This is a genomic window from Thalassospira sp. GO-4, from assembly GCF_023588965.1.
Classification (GTDB): Bacteria; Pseudomonadota; Alphaproteobacteria; order Rhodospirillales; family Thalassospiraceae; genus Thalassospira; species Thalassospira povalilytica.
This window is the reverse complement of sequence record NZ_CP097807.1, coordinates 1,764,305-1,787,903: the sequence shown is the minus strand read 5'-3', so window position 1 is coordinate 1,787,903 and position 23,599 is coordinate 1,764,305. Positions and strand designations below refer to the sequence as shown.

General features: G+C 56.8%; 17 protein-coding genes. 8 read left to right on the top strand and 9 right to left on the bottom strand.

The features are described 5' to 3' along the window. Positions 1-365: 365 nt before the first annotated feature. Positions 366-3,368, top strand: coding sequence for a leucine--tRNA ligase (locus M9H61_RS08415; protein WP_250284514.1), 3,003 nt, complete (start codon positions 366-368; stop codon positions 3,366-3,368). A 134-nt stretch (positions 3,369-3,502) separates the two neighbouring features. Then, positions 3,503-4,792, top strand: a complete 1,290-nt coding sequence (locus tag M9H61_RS08410; RefSeq protein WP_114113422.1) for a nucleotide sugar dehydrogenase — start codon at positions 3,503-3,505, stop codon at positions 4,790-4,792. Between the two features lie 8 nt (positions 4,793-4,800). Here the strand turns inward: M9H61_RS08410 and M9H61_RS08405 are convergent, their stop codons facing one another. Genes M9H61_RS08405 through M9H61_RS08370 form a run of 8 tightly spaced genes read right to left on the bottom strand, consistent with a single transcriptional unit; the run spans position 4,801 to position 12,828 of the window. Beyond that, positions 4,801-5,175 (bottom strand): MmcQ/YjbR family DNA-binding protein, encoded by a 375-nt coding sequence (locus tag M9H61_RS08405; protein WP_250284512.1) that lies wholly within the window; start codon positions 5,173-5,175, stop codon positions 4,801-4,803. Then, positions 5,172-6,332 (bottom strand): glycosyltransferase family 4 protein, encoded by a 1,161-nt coding sequence (locus M9H61_RS08400; protein ID WP_250284510.1) that lies wholly within the window; start codon positions 6,330-6,332, stop codon positions 5,172-5,174. Before M9H61_RS08400 ends, M9H61_RS08405 begins: the two co-directional genes overlap by 4 nt. Further along, positions 6,332-7,081 (bottom strand): glycosyltransferase, encoded by a 750-nt coding sequence (locus M9H61_RS08395; protein WP_250284508.1) that lies wholly within the window; start codon positions 7,079-7,081, stop codon positions 6,332-6,334. Before M9H61_RS08395 ends, M9H61_RS08400 begins: the two co-directional genes overlap by 1 nt. Next, positions 7,074-8,588 carry a hypothetical protein gene (locus M9H61_RS08390; RefSeq protein ID WP_250284506.1) on the bottom strand — a complete coding sequence of 505 codons (1,515 nt, stop codon included), beginning with the start codon at positions 8,586-8,588 and terminating at the stop codon, positions 7,074-7,076. The genes M9H61_RS08395 and M9H61_RS08390 overlap by 8 nt, the downstream gene beginning before the upstream one ends. Continuing rightward, complete coding sequence (locus M9H61_RS08385; RefSeq protein WP_250284504.1) at positions 8,573-9,316, bottom strand: hypothetical protein; 744 nt, start codon at positions 9,314-9,316, stop codon at positions 8,573-8,575. The genes M9H61_RS08390 and M9H61_RS08385 overlap by 16 nt, the downstream gene beginning before the upstream one ends. Further along, entirely contained in the window at positions 9,313-10,500 is a 1,188-nt protein-coding gene (locus M9H61_RS08380) for a hypothetical protein (RefSeq protein ID WP_250284503.1), read from the bottom strand. Before M9H61_RS08380 ends, M9H61_RS08385 begins: the two co-directional genes overlap by 4 nt. Then, positions 10,493-11,704 (bottom strand): glycosyltransferase family 4 protein, encoded by a 1,212-nt coding sequence (locus M9H61_RS08375; protein WP_250284501.1) that lies wholly within the window; start codon positions 11,702-11,704, stop codon positions 10,493-10,495. Before M9H61_RS08375 ends, M9H61_RS08380 begins: the two co-directional genes overlap by 8 nt. Beyond that, a complete protein-coding gene (locus M9H61_RS08370; RefSeq protein ID WP_250284499.1) occupies positions 11,695-12,828 on the bottom strand; it encodes a glycosyltransferase family 4 protein in 1,134 nt (377 codons plus the stop codon). Before M9H61_RS08370 ends, M9H61_RS08375 begins: the two co-directional genes overlap by 10 nt. Positions 12,829-12,995: 167 nt before the next feature. Between M9H61_RS08370 and M9H61_RS08365 the strand changes: the two genes are divergently transcribed. Continuing rightward, positions 12,996-14,525 carry a WecB/TagA/CpsF family glycosyltransferase gene (locus tag M9H61_RS08365; RefSeq protein WP_250284497.1) on the top strand — a complete coding sequence of 510 codons (1,530 nt, stop codon included), beginning with the start codon at positions 12,996-12,998 and terminating at the stop codon, positions 14,523-14,525. Beyond that, positions 14,522-16,648, top strand: coding sequence for a tyrosine-protein kinase domain-containing protein (locus M9H61_RS08360; protein WP_250284491.1), 2,127 nt, complete (start codon positions 14,522-14,524; stop codon positions 16,646-16,648). The genes M9H61_RS08365 and M9H61_RS08360 overlap by 4 nt, the downstream gene beginning before the upstream one ends. 282 nt (positions 16,649-16,930) lie before the next feature. On the opposite strand, the gene M9H61_RS08355 is transcribed toward M9H61_RS08360, so the two are convergent. Continuing rightward, positions 16,931-18,307 carry an O-antigen ligase gene (locus M9H61_RS08355; protein ID WP_250284489.1) on the bottom strand — a complete coding sequence of 459 codons (1,377 nt, stop codon included), beginning with the start codon at positions 18,305-18,307 and terminating at the stop codon, positions 16,931-16,933. A 136-nt stretch (positions 18,308-18,443) separates the two neighbouring features. On the opposite strand from M9H61_RS08355, the gene M9H61_RS08350 reads away from it, so the two are divergent. The 4 genes from M9H61_RS08350 (at position 18,444) to hrpB (ending at position 23,597) form a co-directional block, all read left to right on the top strand. Next, positions 18,444-19,604 carry an O-antigen ligase gene (locus tag M9H61_RS08350; RefSeq protein ID WP_250284487.1) on the top strand — a complete coding sequence of 387 codons (1,161 nt, stop codon included), beginning with the start codon at positions 18,444-18,446 and terminating at the stop codon, positions 19,602-19,604. Beyond that, a complete protein-coding gene (locus tag M9H61_RS08345; protein WP_250284485.1) occupies positions 19,582-20,670 on the top strand; it encodes a hypothetical protein in 1,089 nt (362 codons plus the stop codon). Before M9H61_RS08350 ends, M9H61_RS08345 begins: the two co-directional genes overlap by 23 nt. A gap of 3 nt (positions 20,671-20,673) precedes the next feature. Beyond that, the gene (locus M9H61_RS08340) at positions 20,674-21,015 is read left to right on the top strand and encodes a hypothetical protein (RefSeq protein WP_250284484.1); all 342 of its coding nucleotides are present in this window, start codon (positions 20,674-20,676) and stop codon (positions 21,013-21,015) included. Between the two features lie 77 nt (positions 21,016-21,092). Further along, positions 21,093-23,597, top strand: a complete 2,505-nt coding sequence (gene hrpB / locus M9H61_RS08335) for an ATP-dependent helicase HrpB (RefSeq protein ID WP_250284482.1) — start codon at positions 21,093-21,095, stop codon at positions 23,595-23,597. The last annotated feature ends 2 nt before the right edge of the window (positions 23,598-23,599 follow it).

The following is a 23,599-nucleotide window of genomic DNA, read 5'->3' as shown; positions in this document are numbered from 1 at the left end:
GATCAGCTGTCTGGCGAATTTCACCCCCTAATATGGCATGGTATGGGTGAAAAATCCAGTCCTGACACACAAGTCGGGGTTGATGGGGGCGCAAGGGGGCTGTGCAGATTGTCATGGCTGTTGCGCGAAAATCGTCTGCATTTCCGCTGATTTCAGTCGATCTGATGTTGCACAGTGATCAAAGCGCGCTTATGAACACTGCTGAGGGCGTAAACTTATTCACATGACGGTCGCGCAAACGGATCGGCATGATGTGAAAGAGTTTGGCACCCAATATTATTTTAAAACCCGGTTCGGGATGGCGGGCGCGATGCGAAGCGGTGCCCGGGCCACCGACGGGTGTGACAGGCAGGAGTTGAGAGAGCGTGGCGAACTATCAGGAAAGTGCGCGGGAATTTGAAAAGCGCTGGCAGGAATATTGGCGGGAAAACGATACCTATCGTACCCCCAATCCCGGTGATGCCGACTTTGATGCTTCGAAAAAGAAAAGCGTCATCCTTGATATGTTCCCCTATCCAAGCGGGGTTGGCCTGCATATCGGTCATCCGCTGGGTTATATCGCGACCGATGTAAAGGCACGGTTCGAACGCATGCGCGGGCACAATGTTCTGCATTCCATGGGCTTTGATGCCTTTGGCCTGCCGGCAGAACAGTTCGCCATCCAGACCGGTCAGCATCCGCGCATCACGACCGAAGCCAATATCGAAAATATGCTGCGTCAGCTTCAGGTGATTGGTCTTGGCCATGATCCGCATCGCCGGTTCGCCACCACCGATGTGGATTACTACAAATGGACGCAGTGGATTTTCCTTCAGCTTTTCAACAGCTTCTATGACCCGACTGTCGAATGGAAAGGCCCGCAGGGTCAGACCATCACCGGCCGTGCCCGCCCGATTGCCGAGCTGCGCCCGCTTCTGGAAAGCGGTGAATGGTTGCTTGACGAAGATGGCGTGCCGCAGCCGAAATCCGTGATTGGCGAAGGTGTCAAAGCCGAAGGCAAGGAGATCGACCGGGCGATTGATCGCGGGCGTCTGGCCTATGTCGATGAGGTGCCGGTCAACTGGTGCCCGATGCTGGGTACGGTTCTGTCGAACGAGGAAGTCACCAACGAAGGCAAGTCAGAACGTGGTGATTACCCGGTCTATAAACGTCCGCTGAAACAGTGGATGTTGCGCATTACCGATTATGCCGATCGTCTGGTGGCTGATCTTGAAGGGCTTGATTGGCCCAATGGCGTGGTCGAGATGCAGAAGGGCTGGATTGGTCGTTCTGTTGGCGCGCGGGTCAATTTCCCGGTGAAGACCGTTGATGGTGCGGACGAGAAAATTGCGGTTTACACCACCCGTCCGGATACGATTTTTGGTGCGACCTATATGGTTCTGGCACCGGAACATCCGCTGGTGGACAAGCTGTGTGCCGAGGATAAAAAGGGCGATGTTGCTGCCTATCGCGCGCAGGCGTCCGAGCTTAAGGCCGTTTCTGCCAAGGATGATGCCGAACGTGAAAAGACCGGTGTGTTTATCGGCGCATATGCGACCAACCCGGTGACGGGTGAAGAAATCCCGGTCTGGATTGCCGATTATGTCCTGATGGGCTATGGCACCGGGGCGATCATGGCGGTCCCGGCCGGCGATCAGCGCGACTTTGAATTTGCCCATAAATTCGGCCTGCCGATCAAGGCAACCACCAAGCCGTCCGAAGGCTGGCTTAAGGATAATGCACCGGCCGATGCGGGTGATCTTGACGGGGCTGCGTTGGCGGCCCTTTATGAAGCAAATCCGAGCAGCTTCAAAACAGCCCAGACCGAAATTGGCGAAACGATCAATTCCGCCAATGACGAGGTTTCGATCAACGGTCTTTCGACCCCCGATGCCAAGGCCAAAATCATCGAATGGATGGAAGGCAAGGGCATTGGGCGCGGTCGCGTGCAGTATAAATTGCGTGACTGGCTGTTTTCGCGCCAGCGTTATTGGGGCGAGCCGTTCCCGGTTCTGTTTGACAAGGAAACCGATCAGGTTCACGGCATTGCCGAGGCCGCACTTCCGGTTGTTCTGCCGGAAATGACCGATTTCAAACCGCAATCGAACGAAGACCCGAATTCCGAGCCGGAGCCGCCATTGGCGCGCGCCAAGGAATGGATGGAAGTCACCGGTATCGTCCTTGGCGATGGTTCGGTTCTTCCGGTTGATGCGGCTGTGGGGGCAAAATACGCCCATGACGGTGCGGAATATGAAGTGCGTGCGTTCAAACGCGACGCCAACTCCATGCCGAACTGGGCAGGGTCGTGCTGGTATTATCTGCGCTATTTCGATGCGAAGAACGATGCGAAATTCGCATCAGACGATGCGGCGGCCTATTGGGCGAACAGCACCGACAAGGATGGCAAGGCGCTTCCGGGGGCGGTTGACCTCTATGTCGGCGGGGCGGAGCACGCAGTACTTCATCTGCTGTATTCGCGTTTCTGGCACAAGGTTCTGTTTGATCTTGGCTATGTCGCAACGCCCGAGCCGTTCCAGAAGCTGTTTAACCAGGGCATGATCACGGCTGATGCCTATACCGATGCGCGCGGTGTTTATGTCGACATTCATGATGTCGAAATGCGCGATGTCGATGGCAAGAAAGTCCCGTTCAATGCCAAGACGGACGAACAGCTGACGACCGTGCCGGGCAAGATGGGCAAACGGTATAAAAACGGCATCCCGCCCGAGGAAATCTGCGAGCAGTACACCATCGATACGTTCAGAACGTACGAGATGTATATGGGCCCGCTTGACAGTTCCAAGCCGTGGCAGTCCGATGCGATTGTCGGCATGATGCGGTTCCTGTCCAATGTCTGGAAAGTTACTACCCAGATGGAACGCACCGACAGCGTTGACGGCAAGATCGAAACGCTTGTGCACAAGACGATTGCCAAGGTGACCGGCGATATTGCCGATCTTCGTCTGAATACGGCGATTGCCGCCTTGATCGAACTGACCAATGCGCTGACCAAACAGAATGCGGTTCACGATGACCATGCCAAGGCTTTGGCCTTGATGGTTGCACCGTTTGCGCCGCATCTGGGCGAGGAACTGATGAGCCGGATGGCTTCGGATGAATTCGGCGCCAAGAAGTCGGTGATCAAGTTCGACTGGCCGGAATTCGATGCCGAAAAGGCCAAGGATGACGAATTCGAAGTCCCGGTTCAGGTCAATGGCAAGAAACGCGGTTCTGTCATGGTGGCCGCCGATGCCGATCAGGCAACGGTCGAAGCCCTTGCCAAGGCGGACCCGAATGTTGCGCGCCATCTTGAAGGCATGCAGATCGTCAAGGTGATCTATGTCGCCAAGCCGACACCGAAACTGGTCAATATTGTCGTGAAGGGGTAAGTCCCGTTCACGCAGCGATTTCAAGGCAGGGCATCAGAAATTCTGGTGCCCTGTTGCTTTTTGATCTCGATTATTGACGGTTGAGATGAGGCTGGCTAGAAGTCAGTTCAGCATATCTTAGTAAGGGTTGAGTAATGAGCCACGGGCGCAAGATTTCTGTTATCGGTTTGGGCTATGTCGGGTTGCCGGTTGCGGTTGCATTCGGAACGTCGATCGGGCGCACTGTTGCCTTTGATATCAACAAGGCCCGTATTGCCCAGCTCAAGGCCGGACATGATGCGACGGGCGAAGTCGATGATCACGAACTGGCGGCAGCCGACCTGTTGTTAAGTGACAATCCCGAAGATCTGCGCCAGGCCGATTTCCATATCGTTACCGTGCCGACCCCGATTGATGGGTCGAACCGCCCGGATCTTTCGCCGTTGCGCTCGGCATCGAAAACCGTTGGTGCCATCCTGAAAAAGGGTGACATCGTGGTCTATGAAAGCACGGTTTATCCCGGGGCGACCGAAGAAGAATGCGTTCCGATCCTGGAACAGCTTTCGGGCCTTAAGGCCGGGACCGATTTCACGGTCGGCTATTCCCCCGAACGCATCAACCCGGGGGATCGTGAACATCGTTTCACCACCATTACCAAGGTCGTATCGGGTCAGGATCAGGCGACCCTTGATATTGTCGCCGAGGTGTATGGCAGTGTCGTCACCGCAGGCATTCACAAGGCGCCGACCATCAAGGCCGCCGAAGCCGCCAAGGTGATTGAAAACACCCAGCGCGACCTCAATATCGCGCTGATGAACGAGCTGTCGCTGATCTTTGACCGGGCGGGCATTGATACCCGTGATGTGCTTGAAGCCGCCGGGACCAAGTGGAACTTCCTGAAATTTACCCCGGGTCTGGTTGGCGGTCACTGCATCGGTGTCGATCCCTATTACCTGACCCACAAGTCCGAAGAGCTTGGCTATTACCCGCAGGTGGTCCTGGCCGGTCGTCGCGTGAATGACGGCATGGGCGAAGTTGTCGCCAACAAGGTGATCCGGGCATTGCTGCGCGAAGGGGCGACCAAGAACCCGACCGTGACTGTGCTTGGCCTGACCTTCAAGGAAGATGTTCCCGATATCCGCAATACACGCGTGATTGACATCATCCGGTCGCTTGAAGATGCCGGGATCAATGTTCAGGTCCACGACGTTCACGCCGATGCCGAGGAAGTCACCCACGAATTTGACGGTTTGAAACTGTGTGGTGATGATGATCTGAAACCGGCAGATGCGCTTGTCCTTGCCGTGTCGCACAAGGAATATGTCACCAAGGGTTGGCCGCTTGTTTCGGGGCTTCTGAAAGACGGCAAGGGCTTTGTCGCCGATGTGCGTGCGGTTCTGCCGCGCGACGCGGTTCCGGCCGGTATTGATCTCTGGCGTCTGTAAGCCCGGCCTTAATCAGCGTCATCCTGATAAAGATCAAGCTCGCGCTGCATTTTCTTCGTCAAACCTTTGGCGACAATGCGGTGCGAGCTTTTTATATGATCGCAAAGATCAGCATCACCAAGACCCGGTGCATCATGATGCTGGATCCATTTCATGCCCCTTGATGCCAGATAGGGGGCAGGGCGCAGCCCCGGCATTTCTTTAAGCACCTCATAGCCGATTTCAGATGTCTTGAAGGTGATGCCAAGGGTTTCGTTCCGGGTCCATCCGGCAATGGCAAAGACCTTGCCGCCCACCTTCCAGACATCGGCACCACCCCATTGCACAACATGCGTGGTGTGGGGCAGTGATTTGCAAAAGGCATTGAATTCTTCGCGGGTCATTTGCGGTCATCCGGATTGGGGTTCCCGGCATTCTGATGGGTGGTGCCGGTGATGGGAAGTGTGTTTTGCAAAACATCCATAACCGTCATTTGGATTTGATCGGCAAACCGCGCGCGGTGAAAGCGGTTCTGACACAGCGTCCAGGCATTTCGACGGATCATGTCGGTGCGGGCGGGATCACGGGTCACGTCGATGATAGCACGGGCAAGCAGATCGGGATCGTCTGGCGGGCATAGCCAGCCGGTTTGACCCGGGATGACAAATTCCGGCAATGTGGCGATATCGCTGGTAATTACGGGAATGCCCGCTGCCATGGCCTCAATCACGACTAGCGGCTGCGCTTCGTTGGCATAATTGGTTGGCAACACAAACAGATCGCAGTTTTGATAAAGGGCCGTGCGCGCATTCGGGGCAATCGGACCGACATAATTTGAAAATGTTCTGATCCCATAGAATGCCAGAAGGGTGTCGAGTTCGGCCGTGGTCATATCACCCGGTGCCCCGGCAATGGTCAGGTTGAAGGAAACACCACGTTTACCGAGCAGGGCGCACGCCGCGATCAGGGTTTCAATCCCCTTGGCGCGAAACAGATTGGACAGCCATAAAATGCGCACAGGCGATGCCGGGCACCAATCAGGGCCGGGTGGCCTGGCAAAGGCATCATTATCCAGGCAATTGGCAATGATAGCGGATCGGCAATCCAGGCCGGTAATTTCAGAACGCAGCGTTTCGCCAAGCAAAATGGCGGTCTGGCCCGAAAAGACTCGCTTTTGAAACCATGCTGACCCCGCGGTTTGGCGCATGGCGCAAAGACCACGGCCATGCAGATGGATGATGGTGGGAACGCCAAACAATCTGGCCAGCAAGACATAAAGGCAATCACGGTAATAGGCCCCGCCCGTCGGGGCAAAGCAGATATAAAGGGCATCCCGACCGGGAAGGGCAAAAACAAGCCGGATGGCAAGCCAAAGCGCACGCAGGATTTTTCCAGCAGTTGGTCGGGCGATGTCTGAAAGCTTGTTGGCAAAGCGCATTTCGATGACATGCGTGTCGAACTTTTCCGACAGCGCATCAATCGCATGCCGGTTCATTTTGGCTGCCCCGTGCATGGGTGGGGGCAATTGAACCATGGCAACAAGCCGGTTGCGTTTTGTCATCACCCGGTCCCCCGCGCAAAGCCAAATTTTGTATGCATCATCGCCAGTATCATCCAGTGTGAAAAACCGACATCGGCCCGATAACGGTCCAGAACAGTCTGCAAGGTCGTCCGATAGATATCAGACGGGATCGCGGCATAAAAACGTTCGGCCGGATCAAAGTTGCGGGTCATGAATGGGGTGTCGAGCTGCCAAAGCGATGCGCCAGCCCGGCAGGCCGCGCGCAAATAGAAATCAAGATCGATACAGCACGGAAGGTTGGTGTCATAGCCGCCCGCACGAACCCAGATATCGCGGTGAAATGCCAGGGATGAGTGATGGAACGGATTGCTGACATAAAGGCGGGACGGGGCAATTTGCCGTGATCCTTTACAACGGATGATTGGCCGGTCCGATTGCGCCGGGGTGAATGACAGCGCGTCCGGTCGGGCGACAAGAAAGTCCGCCTGTGCGGCGAGACGACCGGGAAGTGACAGGTCGTCAATGTCCTGAATGGCAATCAGGCCGGTTTTGCAATTGCTGATGGCCAGATTTAAGGCCGCCCCGCGCCCAATCCGTTTGGCTGTGACCAGCTTTATCCGGGTATCTGTACGAAGGATTTCTGGCAAGACAAGCGGCGGATTTGATCCATCATCAAGCAGGATGGCGCGATCTTGCGTGCGCAGTGTTTGAACAAGGTTGCGGGCAAATCCGTCGATAAAACGCGATCCGTTATAGATGGTTGTGATGACCGTGACCGGATCAGTCATTTTGCCTGTTCTCCCACCCGATGATGAGGGTTGCGTTGTTTGTCTTCGGGGCCGTGATGCGCTGGGCCGGGCCTGCAACCGTAAACGCGTCCTTGTCATCAACCACGATCGGCTGATCGCACGTCAAACGAATGCCGGTTTGCGCGATGGCCAGTTCGGTATCGGAAACGCGGTTCAGCTTTGCATCCGCGGTGATGAGAACGCGCAGCAAATCGGGTTTTGGTGAAAGGCGTTCATCGCAACTGTCTGCAATCCGGATTTCGGTATCGTCAAAATCAATGATCCGCTGCCCTGTTGTTCCCGCCAATTGAAAGGTTACTACAACCCGCCGGTCCGATTGGCACGTGGCAGTGATAAAACGTGCGACCGTGCCATCCCGGGGCGCCGGAAGCGGTATGGTCGCCGGGACATACAGGCTAGGCTGATCCTGCTCGCCGCCGGTTGGCGGGAACAGGAGCATCGCACCGCTCCCCTTTCCCGATACAATGACAGGGGCGGGCGTCACATCAAAAATCCGGGCGCCGGAAAGAAGCATCTGTGCGTCATAATGTGCCGATGTGGTGGTAAACAGCATCCGGGTTTGGTGTGGATGATTGGTCGGCGTGCTTTGCGGCGTTTCTGGTGAAAGTCCGGCTGCCTGCAACAGCCAGTAACCGCCAAAAGCCAGATAATCGTCATGACGGTTATAACCATACCAGCCCGGTGTTAAGCGGTTGGTCGGACCGGGATTTTCGGGAACGGGGCACGGTGCAAGAAGATTGAGCGGCAAGGTCGCGGCATTTAGCATGGCATCTTCGATGCGATAAAGAACCGCATCGGCCGCGTCATGAAAACCGTATTTCAACAGAACATAAAACGCACAGACCGCCCCGAAACTTTGCCCCGCACCGCGACCAGCCAAATTCGCATATCCGTGGTTTTGGCATATGGTGGCAATCAGATGCGTTGCCTTGCGTGCCAGTGCCTGATCGGTCCGGTTAGCGCTTTGCGACAGCAGGGCCGCGCAAAAGGCATGATATTGCGCGGAAAAGCATCCGGGTCGATCAAGAAATAGATCGGATCGCCAATAACGCATGCGAATAAAGCAGCGGTGCAAGGAAGCAGACAACCGGCTGAATGCGGCCGAAGTATTTGCCTGACGGTTGCGCAATTGCAGGATCTGCCAGTTTGCGACATCGGGATTTTGATTGCGGGCATTTTTCAGGATGGCGCGACGGGCGGATGCCGATATGCCCGGCATTGAAAGCAAGGCATATTCGATGAATTCACGGTGATAGGTTTTGTCGGGAATTTCGCGTTGAAGGGCGATTTGTGCACGGGTTATCTGTCGATGATACTGATCGCGATCAAGCCCGGACCAAAGCGCGCAGGCAAAAGCCTTGCCGTAAAAATCGGGAAGCACGAAATCGCCATCCGGTTTCTGACGGCGAACCAATTCATCGGCAATGATTTTTGCCAGTCTGAGACAGCGGTCGGTCATCCCGGCATGGGTCAGTGGAAGTGACATGTGACCTCCATCCCGAGTGTCTGACCAGCCTTGAGCCGGTTGAGAGGTGCGGCCTGAATTTCCGGGCAATGTCGGCCCCGACGTTCGCGAAGTCGCCATAAAAATCGCCGAACCGGTCCCATCCTCCAAAGCCGTTTGGCAGCCCAGTCCGGGGCGGAAAGGGTAAAGAACCGGTTGGCCCAGCGCAGCCAGACCTGATCAACCGGGCCGGAGGGCAGCAGGCGGGCATGAATGATCCAGTGATCATCGCGATCACGCAGATAAAGATAAGGATCAAACCGCCCCGCGCCATCGGACCGGGTCAGGGTAAGGACTGCCCGATGGTTGGCATGGCTGACCAGTTCGGCCTGCCTGACAGGGTAAAGACGATATTTGTCGCTATTGACATGTTTAAACGATTGATCGGCAATTATGCCGTGATCAATACCGGTTTTGGCAAAGACAAACCGGATCACCGCATCCTGAAGCATGATGTCATCGAGCGCAGTGAAACTTGCCGACACGGCAAGGCATCGGGGGGCCACAAGATGCGTTTTCAGATCAATCTTTAACCGCCCGCCCGACAGATGCCAGATATTGCCGGTGTTATGGGCATTACGCGGGGTATCGGTCAGGGTGACAAAGGAATGCCGATCCGAACATTCAATGCCCCAATCGGCAAACGAGATATCGCCAAATTGGCCATCCATAACCCGGTTATCGGTAATCGTGACGTCGAGTTTGCTCATGTGCGCACATCCTTGCGCATCAGCCAGACCTGACAGCCTGCCAATATGACGCACAACACGCCGAGCCTGATCTGGGCAATGATCATAAGGTTTGCCAACAAGCCCGGTGTTTTCATTGGTTCGGAAAACAGCGGAAGCGTTACAAACAACAAGATCAGAAGAAGCCACCCCAGCCAGATCACCCGACCGCTTTCCTGCAAGACAAGGCATTGGCGAATAATGACAGCCAAAAGAAGCGGCCAGAACGCGCCGGTGCGCAGGATTGCGACAAGATGCGTGTCTGGCGCTGCATAGATCAGATGTGCGATCAGGTCGGGGAAAAACAGCAGCAAGATGGTGACAGATGCCATCGGTACAAACAGCCAGAATTCCCGTATCAGCCCTTCCTGGCGTTTGGCAAACAGGGTGGCCGCAATCGCAGTTATCAAACCGGCACAAAACAGAAAAACACGTTGCGCAAGGAACAACGCGTGCGATCCATCCCCCAACAACACAAAATCAAGGTTGGGCAGGAAGCCGGCCAGAAGCGTAAAGCCGATCAGGCCGCATATCTGTTTGATATCAGGTGCGGGCGCGACCAAAAGCATTTGCGGTTTGCTGCGCAAGCGCACCGCAAAGCAGATTGATGCAATAAAGGCCGCGATCGAGATCGTCGGTGCGATGGTAAACAAAATGAAATTGTTGTTCGTTGCGACGGCCAAAAATGCAGCCCCGATACCGGCAAGCTGGGCGATCACGGCAATCTGCCCAAGACGGGAAAATGCGGTCCGGGCGGTAATGATCCAGTCGGGCGACAGGGCCGCAGAAATCGGCATGATCACGAACGGCCAGTGGATTGGAAGGACAAATTCCGGTCGGGTCACAAGCAGCGCAATCGCGGCAAAGGCGACCAAAAGCCTGAAAGTGACAACGAGAATAGCGGTGGTGTGCGCCCCGGTCTGAACCAGCCGGATCAAAAGCGGACCGGTGCCCGCCTGTGTCGCGGTAACGGCAAGTCCGGTCATTGCCAGTATCGCAAAATACCCGCCAAGGATGTCGGGTGCAAAACCATGCCCGATCAGCAAAAGAATGATCATGCCACCCAGTCTGGCGATCAGGTTCGCCCCGACCATCCATAACGGAAACAGATTGGCCGTTATTGCCAGAATGACTTTATCAATGACTTTATCGATGGCTTTATCCATGGCGTGACAACACGGCTTCATAGGCCAGATCAACCCGATTGCCATAGCCGGTGACAAGATCCCGGCTGATCTGGTCCCGGGCAGCGTGCGACAGGTTTTTGCGCATGGCCGGATTTTCAATCAGGGCCGACAGGGCGGTTGTCATTGCATCGGCATCGCGTGGCGTAATGATCAGGCCGCTTATGTGATTGATTACCGGGCTTCCGGCATCAGAGGTGGTGACAATGGCGCAACCGGCTGCCATGGCCTCCATCACGGCAAGGCTGCTGCCTTCTGACAGGCTGGGAAACACAAAGATGTCAGAGCCCAGCAACCGGTCGGCGACCGCGGATCGGGGTTGGGGACCAAGCCATTCACAGCCGTCTGGAAGATTGGCCAAAAGTGGTCTGGCACAAGGTTGCGTCGGCCCGATTAGGGTCAGGCAAATGCGCAGGCGATATTTGGCCCGAAGGGTCGACCAGGCGCGCAGAAGGTGCGCAATCCCCTTGGCCAATGACAGATTGCCAACATAAAGCAGCCGGATAACCGTCCCGGCGTGGGCCGGGCGGGCGCGGTGGACAAGTTCCTGGCATTGCGGGGATATGAAGGGCACCAGATAAATCTTGTCCGGATTGATGCCACATGTTTGCAGACCGTATGCGACCGCATCGGATGGTGCCAGAACCGCATCGGCAAACTGTGCTTCACGGGTTCTGCGGCGGGCAAGGAATGCGGAAATTTCGCGATATGTCAGACCATGTGACTGATATTCTGCGGCAAGTTGGCGATGCCGGATCGGGGCCAGTTGGCCGGTAATATCGGCAATGGTCACCATACCGCGTGCCTTGGCGCGGCGCATGGCAGGAAGGCTGTAATTGCCCTGACCGTGGAAAATATCGGCCTTGGGATTGTGAAGCGATGCCAGAACCGACAACGGAATGTCGGAATATAGGTTGGCGGCGGGCAGGCGCAATTTGCGGGCGATCTGCCCCATAAGATCGGGCATCAAATGCCGACCGGGAATTTGTGCAAGGACGGGGTCGGTCGCGCGCGATGGCGGGGTTGGAAAGCCATGCCCGTCATGGCGCCAGAAACTGTCCCAACGGATCAGGCGGTTCTGCCGGGCAAGGTAACCTGCCAGAATTGCCGACTGATCAACCCGGCTGACCATCCACACAGATGGGCCGGTTTTGGACGATGTCGGAACCGGGTGGATCAATTCCATTGGCAATGACCCCGGTTCCTGGCGATGCCGTGACAAACGGCCTGCCACAGAGTGTCGGCATGATGTCGGGCGGTGTTGGCGGTAATCCGGCTTGCCTGTCTTTGCCGGGTTTGACGCCAAAGATCAGGATTGCGCAGAAGGTTTGAACAAGCCGATACCCATGCCGATGGCGCGTTCGTCAAAAGGGTTTCATCGGGATCGAGTATATCGGGGGCACACCCGACAGCATCACTGGCAAGTGCGACCGCGCCACATGCAATCGCCTCAACCACGCCAAGGCCATAGGCATCATTGTGGCTTGGAAACAGGCAAAGCCTGGCCGCGCCAAGATGTGCGGGAAGCTGTGCCGGGGGAAGTTGACCCCATGTTTGGGTAATGTCTGCAAGACCTGTATGGCAAAGGCGATCCTTGATCTTCCGGGTATCGGTGCATCCGACAATGCCGATCTTATGCACAATGTTTGATCGCACCAGTCTTACGGCAATTTCAAGGAAGGTGTCGAAGCCCTTGCGGCGGGTTGTCCGACCACACCACACAAGATCAAAGGGGCGTTCGAAAAAGCCGCGATTGGAAAGGCCGACCGGGATCGCATCATTGCCAAAGGACGCGGGTATCGGCGAGACAAGGATATCTTCGGTTTTGGCGCCGTGGGTGGCAAACCAGTCTTTGCTGCGTGTGCTGGCAGCAATATGGCCATCAGCCGTGCGGACCATCTGGCGTCGGATGAAACGACGTACCGGATTGTCATAAAGGGCGTCCGATGCGGACCATCCGTCAAACTGGACAATGACGGGAATCCCTGATTGTGCGGCCAGATTTCGCGCCCGCCACTGCGCCATGCCAAATCCGGCAAGGATCACGATATCGGGCCTTGTTTTCCGGATGGCCTTTTTGACGCCAACCGGAAAAGTCAGATTGCGGTTTTCACCGAGATATAGATTCAAACCGGCAAGATTGATCTGCGCAAAGGGGGGCGTGAGGTCGGGCCAGTTGCGTTGCGGTTCGGTGCGGTTGGTGCAAATGACGGTCAGGCCGCCACCGGCATTTCGGGCGTGGTGATGCAGGGCGCTGTAACTGTCAAACCGGTACGGCGCAACAATGTTGGTCAGCAACGCTATTTTCACCAGAAGCTCATCCGTGGATGCTGTTGTTGCTGTTTAATCAATCATAAGTTACCTTTTCCATCAACGATACAAAAGTGCAGCCATGGGCATAAGTATCTATGGATGCTGAAAAAATGTGATCTGGTTGGATTTCCGGGCAGTTGGTTCTGGACTGGCGGGGACGATGAATGCGACAGGGGAAAGCTGCGATTTTCGGGTTGCGTCTTGATCTCAGGCAGCGCGAAAAACTATGCGCAGATATCTGTAATTGGCTGGCATCTCGTGACCGGTATGCCAATGGTCCCTGTTTTCGACAGCAATCCCTGAATGCATTGAAATTGCCACAGGCACGAGGTGACGCCCGGTTGTTCCGGGCATTGGCAAATGCCGACAGCCTGAATGCCGATGGCATGGGCATTGTCTGGGCTGCGCGGCTTTTGGGCATCAAGGTGCCCGAACGGGTGACCGGCATTGACGTCATGACCGCATTGTTGCCCCTGTTTGAAAAACAGGGGGTGCGGGTTTTCCTGCTTGGGGCGCGCCCCGATGTTGTGCGCGAACTTCGGGTGGGCTTGATGCGCCGTTATCCCGATCTTCAAATTGCCGGCATTCATCACGGATTTGATCCCGATGACGCCAAACTGGCTGCGATTGTCCGGCAAAGCCGGGCCGATGCGGTCTTTGTTGCCCTGCCATCGCCGCGCAAGGAGATCTTTGTTGACCGGTTTGGTGATCAGACCGGATGCGGTTTTATCATGGGGGTTGGCGGGGCATTTGATGTTCTGTCGGGCCAAATAAGGCGGGCGCCGGTTTTCATGCAAAAGGCCGGGTTGGAGTTTTTGTGGCGGATTGCCTGTCAGCCCCGATACATGTTGCCGCGTTACGGGCGCGGGCTTTGGGCGTTTGCGCGGCTGGTGATGCCGAAAATCATTGCCCATCGCGTCGGACACATGCCCGGTTGGGTCAGGCTGGCGGCAATGATCACACTGGCAACACCGGTGATCCTGTTTGCGCGTGATGCCGGTTCCCAGGTCATCACACCTGCCCCCGATGTACCCCCCGCTGTGCCCACCGATGCGCCCACCGATGCGCCCCCCGGGATTGAAACCCCGGAAATGCGCACGCAGATCGCACAAAAGATCAGCGCCCTTACCACCCCGCAGGACGTCCGGGACATGATTGATCGGCTGCTTGATCTGGCGCTGTTTGGCGAGACGGTGGAAGTGACCGAAAAGGCCGATGCCCGTCAGACCGATTACCGTCAGGTCGATTGGCAGAGTGCGGATGCAACGATTTCGGCGGTGCTTAAAATGATGGAGGTGATCCTGAGTGCTGCGGGGGGAAACAGCTTTTTGGTCGAGGCGGTTTTTGGCGGCGTGTTAAAGCAGCTTCTTGGTCTGCATCCGGAGCCAAGCCGCCTGACCCGCATGATTGAAAATGATGTGCCGACCCTTGCATCACGCTTTTTCGGTGACGGGGCCGTTCGGTTTGTACCGGGCGATGACCGGTTTGATGATGATATCGTAGTTGTCGAAACAGGGATAATCACCCCGTCATCGGGCATAACCGTCCCGCCCGCCCAAGTCCGCCAGGCGGTTTCCTATGACGTGATTTACCGCGTTGTGCAGACAGGCGGGCAGGCCAGCCCGGTCTGGCAGGATCTGGTGGACGAGCTTGGCGATGCGACATATCAGCAGGAGGATGTCAGTCCAAGATGACGGGCCCATCATTTGAACAGTTTGACCCGTCCTTGCGTGAACTGGTTGCGATCTTGTGGCGGCGACGTGGTGTCGCAATTCTTGCCTTTGTCATTGTGCTGGTGGCGTTGCTTGGCGTGATTGCCAATTGGCAGCCGGGATATCGTGCGACGGCGGAAGTCGGCCTGATACCGGTTGTCACGGCGTCTGGTGATCGCGCCAGTGACGGTGCAGGCCCCCGCGCCGGTGAATTGACCGCCCAGCAAATAGAAACCGTGATTGCTGAAATGCGCAGCGAGGAAACCCTGGCGACCGCCACGGCGGTCCTGCGCGGTGCGGGCATCGGTTTCGATCCGGTTGGTGTCGAAAACAGTTTGGCAAATGATCCTGCGCCCCGAACAGGGACATCTGAAACGGGTGCAATCAACTGGTTGCGTGCCCGGTTCGGGGCCGAACGGATCGGTCATTCCGCCGTGATTGAGGCAAGCTTTGTCGCAACGGATGCGACCGTCAGTCAGGTCGCCCTTCAGGCAATTGTCGAAAGCTATGTCTGGCAGCGTGAAGATCGCCAGAAACATGTCATTCGATCCCGTCTTGAGGATGCGGACAATCAGCTTGCCACCGCCCGAGGCGACCTTTTTGCCCGCGAAGGTGATTTGCTGGCCTGGCAACAACAGGCCGGGATGCTTGATCAGGAAGAAGGCGCATTGATGCTTGAACGGATCTATGCGCTTGACGAGCAGGCCGAAAAAATCGGTCAGGAGGTTGCAACCCTTGAACTGGCGGCCCGTCGCCGGGCGATGGCAAACGGGCTTGACGATCTTTTGGCCATTCCCGATATCGCCGGGCATCCGATGGTCGCGCAACTTTCGCAACGCTATGAAACCGAACGTCAGGAGTTTGACAGGCTTGATCAGCGTTATGGGCCCAAACACCCGGTAATGCAGGGCCGCCAGAAGGTGCTTGATGATCTTTATGCGCAATTGGTGGATGTGGCAATGACGGTATCGGGGCAAATGGGTGATGCGCTTGCCAGTGCGCGGGAAAGGCTTCGTCTGATCACCGGGCAACGTGATCTTTGGCAAAGCCGATTGAATGACCGCCATGCCCGTACACAAGGTCAGGGCCAATTGCAGCGTGCGGTGGCACTGGCGCGTGACAATGTCGATCAACTTTCCCGGCACGTTCAGACATTGCGTCGTGAACTGGCATCCTTTCGCGGCGATTTGGAAATTCTGCAATCACCGACCCTTCCGGTGTCGGCGGAATTTCCGGCCAAACGCGATCTGATGGCGCTGGCCATCATGGTGGCATTGTTTGCCGCGGTGATTGCCGCTTTGTTGCGGCACTATTTCGATCAAACCATTGCCGATGATTTCGAACCGCAAGATGTTTTGGGCGTGCCGCTTTATGCGCGCATCCCCGCCCGCAACCTGACGGATGGCAGGGGCCTTGCAATGGATGCCGGGGGGGATGAAGCAACCGGCCATCTGGCGGTTTTGATGCGCATTGTTGATCAGAACCGAAAACCCCCGCCAACCGGATCAACCGCGCAGATCATTGCCATCGGATCGGCACAAACCGGCGAAGGCAAGAGCCACATCGCCCACGCACTTGCATCACGCTTTGCCGGGCTTGGTCACAAAACCCTGCTGATTGATGGTGACCTTCATGATCCGACCGGCGGGGAAAATACCAACCGCGTCTTTGCCGATCTGGTCGCCCTTCTTTCCGGCGAGACGGATGTGGCCGGATTTAAAGACGCCGCTGCCAAGGCCGACGGGCACACCGGGCAATATTGGCATCTGGGGGCAAGGATGGCAGTGCCCGGATCCATCGCGACCGGACTGATTGAGCGACATCTGGGACCGCTTGTTGATCAATTGCGCGATCAGTTTGATTACATCATCCTTGATACGCCGCCGATCCTGTCGGTTGCGGACGGGCTGGTTGCCATGGGGCTTGCCGATGTCAGGCTGTTTGTTTTGCGACACGGATCAAGCAAAAAGCGCGACGCCAAGGACGCGCTTGATCGTCTTGCCACGGCGGGGATTGTTGCCAGCGGCATCGTCTTGAATGGCGGTCCTGCACGACCGGCCTATGGACGGGCCGATATGCCCCAAACGATGGGGGACCGGGCATGATGCGGGGCATGATGCGGGGCATTGTGATGGCCGGGGCACTGGCCGTGATCCTTTATGCTGGCTGGCAACTGGCGACAGAAGCGACCGCATTGCGCAAACTTGATGACCTGCGAGCCGGATTTGCCAATGCAAACGGATTTGAAGCCGCCCTTCGCACCGAGGCATTGCACAAGGCACTGGCGACGGGGGACCCGAAAATCCTTGATCACATCATCACCGATCAGCGCAGTCATGCCCCGTTCGATCCGTTTTTAGTGGCGGTTTCCGCCCTTTCGGGGATGGTTAGGGATGACCGTGATCTGCAACGGCGTGCGGCCCTGTTTGACCGGGCCTTGTTGCTTGCCCCGCATGACCGGCGGATAAGGAAGATGCGCGATGCCGGGCAATTGATGCTTCAAACCCGGCCCCCAGAATGGCGACAACCGGCAAAATCAGGGCCGGAATCCCGATGACCCAGTCAAATATCGTGCTTGTCAGAAACAGGCTGATCACGGCTATCACAAGGCCCCGAAATGGCTGGTTCCATGTGGTGCGCATGATCAAGGCTGCACTGAAAATCACGGTAATTGCCAGTGCCAAAACGACCGGCACCCCAAAGATAATTGCACCATCAAGCCACAGGTTATGCGTACTGAACCAGTTGGCATCTTTATTGAGTTCCGGGGTCGCAAAATGACCCATTACAAGGGCAATGCTGTCTGGTCCAAAGCCGGTGAATGGTCGATCGGAAATGGCCCGAAGGGCCGTCGCCCAGGCATCATCGCGCTGGATCAGGTCAAAGCGCGTCAGATCATGAAACCGCGATACCAGTTCAGGCACGCTAACCGATGCGACAAGCCCGATGCCGATCACACAGAAACCGGCAAAAAGCAGCTTTCCCCAATGCCGCGCGCGCGTCGATCTGCCCGGATGCCGGGCAAAGCCGATCATGAAAAAGGTCGCGATCAGAACCAGGGCAAATGCCAGGCGCGAATGGCTTTGGGTCAGGGCTGCGACAAACAGAATGGCAAGTGCAAGATAGCCGCCCGACTGATCAAGGCGTCGTCCAATCGGCATATGATGGCGGGTATCGGCATCAGCGCCAGCATGACGGTGATTGGTATGGGGGACCATAAACAGATAGATGCTGGCGATATATCCGATCCCCATCAATCCGCCAAACGCACTGCGATTGGCAAGGCTTCCGGTCCAGTCCCCGATATGGGCGGTCTTGGCAAACCAGAATGTTGTCTGTGCGTCAAAAACCGCATTGCCAAGCGCCAGCACCATCTGAAGGGTGCAAGCAATGATGATGGCATGCAAAATTGGCAAAAGCCCGCCATTGGGGGCCTTTTGCGCGATCAGGGATATCAGCGTGACGGTCGCGCAAAGCCAGATGATATCAAAGGTCTGATTGATCCAGGCCGCGGGATAAAGCGCAACAAAGGGAACATCAAACGGAAAGGATTGATCCGGCCAGACCGGGGATGCCTGTATGATCATCCAAATGACCATAATGGCGGCAAACAGCCAGACACCGATCACGTAGCGGGGCAGGGATATGGTGTGCATTCGTCCGCATATGGCGATCAACCCAACCCCGGTCAGGATGGCGAGAACCGCAATCGCCCAAGGCCGCGCCCCACCCAGCATCACGGGGGCAAGAATGAATTCCGCCATCAGACAAAACTGCGCCAGTCGCACCATCGACCTGTGCCAATCTGCTTTAAAATTAAGGAGATGACCCTAGCCCAATTTGATCGGCCTGTCGCCAGCCAAACCGGCAATCCTGATCACAAGCAGCGCGGGGATTGCCATGAACAGCAATAGGCAGACCGTATCATTTGCCAAACCGGGAATTGGCAAAACAGGACCACGCAAACCACCCATTGGCAAACCACACCTTGGCAAAACCGATCGGCATTCCGGCCAGAATGCCCGGCGTCGATTGCCGATATGGGTGGTGATTGCGGGCAACGGGGTGATGGCAACATCATTCTGGTTGCTGGGAGCCGGGGGGATGTTGGCCAAGCTGGTTTTGCTGGTCTTTTGGGTGCTGATGGTGGCGGGTTCGCTCCGCACGATCCGGCTTGGCCCCGGTTTGCTGAGCGGTTTGCTGGTCCTTGCCGGATTGACCGGGCTGATCATGTTCGGGAATGGTGCAGGTGATGAAAAGATCCGCCTGATCGGCAATCTGATGATGGTGCCGGTCGGGCTTGTGGCCGGGGCGTTGATCGGGCGTGATTGTTTGCGCATCCTGATGCCCGCCATGCTGTTTTACCTGATCCTTTCAAGTTCGTTTTATCTGACCCATGAAGGTACGAGGCTTAATCACGCCTTTTTGTTTCTGGGATTTTTTGCCCTTTGTTCTGTTTGCAAATTTGGCCATCGGCGCTGGTTGATGATGGCGACTGCGGGTGCGGTCTTTCTGTCCCAAACCCGGATTGCCGTGATTGCGATGCTGATCAATGCCGTTGGTATGATCCGGTTTTCACGGGCGATGACGTGGATTGCGGGCTTGATCGTTGCCGGCATTGCGGCCGAGGGGGTGATGGCGTATCTGCCCCGTCTTGTGATGACCCATGACAGCGGACGGCTGGCATTCTGGAAGATGTTTGCTGAAATCTGGCGTGACGGATCAGACGGGCAAAGGTGGCTTGGCTTCGGGGCCGGGTCGGTGGAAGAAATCCTGTCTCAGACCGCATCGTTCGGATCATTTGGCGCACTTCACAACGATCATTTCCGTATTCTGTTTGAGACCGGGATTGTCGGCGCGTTGCTGTGGGGGACGGGATGGGCTGTCGTGATTTTGATGGTGCGCCAGACGCGGTTGGCGGTTTGTATCTTGCTGTCGGTTTTCGTCACCATGATTACGGACAACAGTCTGAATTACGGGCATTATCTGATCTGTTGTGCCATTGCGGCCGGGATCAGCGCGCAAGAAGGAAAGAACGGTGAACCGGTCCGAAATGATTGATATCCGCGATCGGGTTTTGGCCAGAATGGCGCAAGGCGATTTTGCCGGTGCCGATCCGTTTGACGGGCTTGAAAGCCGCCTGTTTGCAGCAAGCGGGCTTGGCCGGTTTCGGGTATGTCGACTGATCTGGCTTCAGACGATCAAGCGCGGACCACGCTTTTTGCGCCTGTTGGCCGATATTGCCCCGATGATCAATCCCAAGACACTGGCCTTGCTGAACGGGGCAGGCGACGGGATCAGGCTTGGTGACTTTTCAGACCGGTTGCGTTCCATGCAACAAGCCGATGGCGGGTGGGCTTATCCATTTGAATGGCAGGCGCGCGCCTTTCATGCCAAACGACATCAAAGCAACGCAATCGTTACAAGCTTTGTCATGGACAGCATCATGGATGGCATCTGCAAGGGCGCCGTCACACCCGATGACCCCGCCCTGATCCGGGCGGCAGATTTCATCGAACGGGACCTTTGGCGGGACGGGTATTTTGCCTATTTCGCCCATGATGATGCCGAAATCCATAATGCCAGCCTGTGGGCGGCCTTTGCCCTGAACCACATCAGGCCGGGAAATGCGAAATCGGAAAGCGCGTTGCGCCGGGTTGTCGATGCCCAGCAACGCGATGGCAGCTGGGCTTATGGCACGCGTGGCCATCATGGCTTTGTTGACGGGTTTCACACTGGCTATGTGCTTGATCTTTTGGACCGGTTTCGGGCAGTGGGTGTAGATGGCCTTGATGACGCGATTGCACGCGGATGGGCATTTTATCGCAAAGCCTGCTTTGACGATGCGGGCATCCCGCGCAGCTATGCCGGCCGGGGCGGATATCTTGATGCCCATGCGGTCGCGCAGGCAATGGCAAGCCTGTGCAGGTTTGGTGATCTCGGGGGGGCAATCCATGTGGCAGAATGGGCGGTGCAGACCCTTTATGATCGCAAACGGGATGTGTTTTATGCCGGGATTGGGCGATTGGGGCGCGATAGGCGCGTTTATATGCGCTGGACACAGGCCTGGATGGTCTGGGGGCTGTCAATCGTGATAGAAGCAATGAAACCCACGCAGCAAAAATGACCAATGCCGGAATTTGATCCAACCGCACCACTTTCATTTGCCCATCCCGATCCGGACCGCCCGGCAAAGGAGGCGGCTTTGCGCGCCGTGTCCGAGGATACCTTTCGCGCCCTTTATGCAATCACGCGGGCCGAAGCCACGCGCATGAAAGCCGCCGGTGATATGGAAGCCCTTTATGGCCTGACCCGTGGCATGAAGACGTTGCAACGGATTGGCGGGGAACGCGGGATCATTCTTAAAGCAACCCGCATCGGCTTTCTGAAGGGGGCGGGGATTGAAGTGCCCGGTGATTTTGATCAGATGGGGCAAGCCGAAGTCGTCAAGACGTTTGAAGACGGAAACTAGTCCCGCGCGCTGATATTGCGGGTAGGGCGGCTTTGCGTCATAAACAGCCAGAACCCTGCTGACTGATGAAAGCCAACATGCCCGAATTTCCAGCCCTTCCGATTGACACCGTCCTGCCCGATCTGTGTGCGGCGCTGGAAACCGGGACCAATGTGGTTTTGCAGGCCCCGCCGGGCGCGGGTAAAACGACCAAGGTGCCCTTGGCGTTGCGCAATAGTGGATGGCTTGGTGATCAGAAGATCATCATGCTCGAACCCCGGAGGCTTGCCGCCCGTGCGGCTGCGCGCCGTATGGCGCAGCTTTTGGGCGAAGGGATTGGCGAGCAGGTTGGCTATCGCGTCCGGTTTGACAGCAAGGTATCGGCAAAAACCAAAATCGAGGTCGTGACCGAGGGTATTCTGGTTCGGATGATTCAGGATGACCCGGAGCTTTCAGGCATTGGCGCGATCCTGTTTGACGAATTTCATGAACGATCCCTTGATGCCGACCTTGGATTGGCGCTGGCACTGGAAACCCAGGGCGCGTTGCGTGATGATCTTCGCATCCTTGTGATGTCGGCAACCCTTGATGGCGGGCCGATTGCATCGCTTATGGGCGATTGTCCGGTAATCACGTCCGAAGGGCGCGCCTTCCCGGTCGAAACCCGGTATTTCCCGCCCAAGCCCGATAAATGGGGCAATATCCGCATCGACGGAGAAATGACCGCCGCGATCAAAACCGCCCTTCGCGAGGAAAGCGGATCGATCCTTGCCTTCCTGCCCGGTCAGGGGGAAATCACAAGGGTTGAGGCAGCCCTTAAGGAAGCGGTTGGTAGCGATATCATCATCGCCCCGCTTTATGGCGCGATGGATGCCAAGGCACAGGATATCGCGATCCAGCCCGCACCCGATGGCAAGCGCAAGGTGGTTCTGGCAACCGCGATTGCCGAAACGTCGCTGACCATTGATGGTATCCGGGTCGTGGTCGATAGCGGGCTGCAACGCCTGCCGCGTTTTGATCCGGCATCGGGCATGACCCGCCTGATCACGGTGAAATCATCACAGGCAAGTGCCGAACAACGCCGTGGTCGTGCCGGACGTCTGGAACCGGGTATCTGTTATCGTCTGTGGGCGGAAAATGAACAACGTGCCCGTGCGCCCTTTACCGCGCCGGAAATTGCCGAGGCTGATCTGGCACCATTGACGCTGGAACTGGCCCGTTGGGGTGTCACCGATCCCAAAAGCCTGCCGTGGCTTGATGTGCCCGAAGCCGCCAAAATTGATCAGGCCCGCGATATCCTGCGCGGGTTGGAAGCGATTGATCATGAAAACCGCATCACCGCGATGGGAACGGCGATGGCGGGCATCCCGGTCCATCCCAGACTGGCGCATATGATGTTGCGCGGGGCGGCCTTGGGCCTTGATCAGGTTGCCTGTGCGCTGGCAGCCCTTCTTTCGGATCGGGATTTCATGCGCGGGCGCGGGGCGGATTTGCGGTTGCGGATTGATGCCATCCTGCGCGGCCATGCACCCAAAATGATCAGCGAGGCCGCCAGGCAGCTTGCCCGCAGGCTGGGCGATGTCATGCGCCAGGCCAACCTTCCAAAAGGCAAGGACACAAAGGTTGATCGCGCTGACGAGGTCGGGTTGCTTCTGGCCTTTGCCTATCCCGACCGGATTGGGGAACGGCGCAAGGGGGCCGATGCGCGTTATCGCCTGTCGGGCGGGCGCGGCGGCGTTTTGCCCAATGAAGACAGCCTTGCGAATGAAGCCTATATCGCGGTTGCCGAACTGGACGGGCAGGCACGTGAGGCCAAGATATATCTTGCTGCCCCGGTGGCGCGCGCAACCCTTGAAACCCATTTCACCGATCAGATTTCCGAAGGCACCGAGGTTTTCTGGGACACGCAATCAGATGCGGTACAGGCCCGCTGGCAACGCCGGATCGGTGCATTGGTGCTGAATGAAAAAGCCACCCATGACGAAGCCGATCCCGATGCGATTGCAACCGCGATGATCGAAGGCATTCGCAAGATCGGTCTGCATTGCCTGCCATGGGATAAGGCATCGGAAGGTCTGCGCGAACGGTTATCCTTCCTGCATCGGGTCGATGGCGATCATTGGCCTGATATGTCCGATGACGGGTTGCTGGGATCGCTTGAAGACTGGATCGCGCCCTATTTGACCGGGATTACCAAGCGCGGGCAGCTTAAACAGATCAATCTGTCCGAGGCATTGCTGGCCGGGATCGACTGGAACCAGCGTCAGGAACTTGATCGTTTGGCACCCACCCATTGGCAAGTGCCGACCGGATCAAATATCCGCATTGATTATAGCGGCGAAACCCCGGCCTTGCCGGTGCGGATGCAGGAAATGTTTGGCGCGACCGAAACGCCCAAGGTTGCCGGTGGCAAGGTTGCCGTGACCTTGCATCTTCTGTCCCCGGCCCAGCGCCCGATCCAGGTGACAAGTGACCTGGTGGGCTTCTGGAACGGGTCCTATGCGCAGGTCAAAGCCGAGATGAAGGGACGTTATCCCAAACATTACTGGCCCGATGACCCGCTTCAGGCGGAACCGACACGCCGGGTCAAAAGCCGCATGTAGGT

What these genes read in the sequence shown, in the direction of transcription:
- M9H61_RS08355 (WP_250284489.1), bottom strand. Translation starts at nt 18,307, where the DNA reads ATGGCGGAATTCATTCTTGCCCCCGTGATGCTGGGTGGGGCGCGGCCT.
- M9H61_RS08400 (WP_250284510.1), bottom strand. Translation starts at nt 6,332, where the DNA reads ATGACAAAACGCAACCGGCTTGTTGCCATGGTTCAATTGCCCCCACCC.
- M9H61_RS08380 (WP_250284503.1), bottom strand. Translation starts at nt 10,500, where the DNA reads ATGGATAAAGCCATCGATAAAGTCATTGATAAAGTCATTCTGGCAATA.
- M9H61_RS08340 (WP_250284484.1), top strand. Translation starts at nt 20,674, where the DNA reads ATGCCGGAATTTGATCCAACCGCACCACTTTCATTTGCCCATCCCGAT.
- hrpB (WP_250284482.1), top strand. Translation starts at nt 21,093, where the DNA reads ATGCCCGAATTTCCAGCCCTTCCGATTGACACCGTCCTGCCCGATCTG.
- M9H61_RS08350 (WP_250284487.1), top strand. Translation starts at nt 18,444, where the DNA reads ATGAACAGCAATAGGCAGACCGTATCATTTGCCAAACCGGGAATTGGC.
- M9H61_RS08395 (WP_250284508.1), bottom strand. Translation starts at nt 7,081, where the DNA reads ATGACTGATCCGGTCACGGTCATCACAACCATCTATAACGGATCGCGT.
- M9H61_RS08365 (WP_250284497.1), top strand. Translation starts at nt 12,996, where the DNA reads ATGCGACAGGGGAAAGCTGCGATTTTCGGGTTGCGTCTTGATCTCAGG.
- M9H61_RS08405 (WP_250284512.1), bottom strand. Translation starts at nt 5,175, where the DNA reads ATGACCCGCGAAGAATTCAATGCCTTTTGCAAATCACTGCCCCACACC.
- M9H61_RS08360 (WP_250284491.1), top strand. Translation starts at nt 14,522, where the DNA reads ATGACGGGCCCATCATTTGAACAGTTTGACCCGTCCTTGCGTGAACTG.
- M9H61_RS08390 (WP_250284506.1), bottom strand. Translation starts at nt 8,588, where the DNA reads ATGTCACTTCCACTGACCCATGCCGGGATGACCGACCGCTGTCTCAGA.
- M9H61_RS08375 (WP_250284501.1), bottom strand. Translation starts at nt 11,704, where the DNA reads ATGGAATTGATCCACCCGGTTCCGACATCGTCCAAAACCGGCCCATCT.
- M9H61_RS08410 (WP_114113422.1), top strand. Translation starts at nt 3,503, where the DNA reads ATGAGCCACGGGCGCAAGATTTCTGTTATCGGTTTGGGCTATGTCGGG.
- M9H61_RS08385 (WP_250284504.1), bottom strand. Translation starts at nt 9,316, where the DNA reads ATGAGCAAACTCGACGTCACGATTACCGATAACCGGGTTATGGATGGC.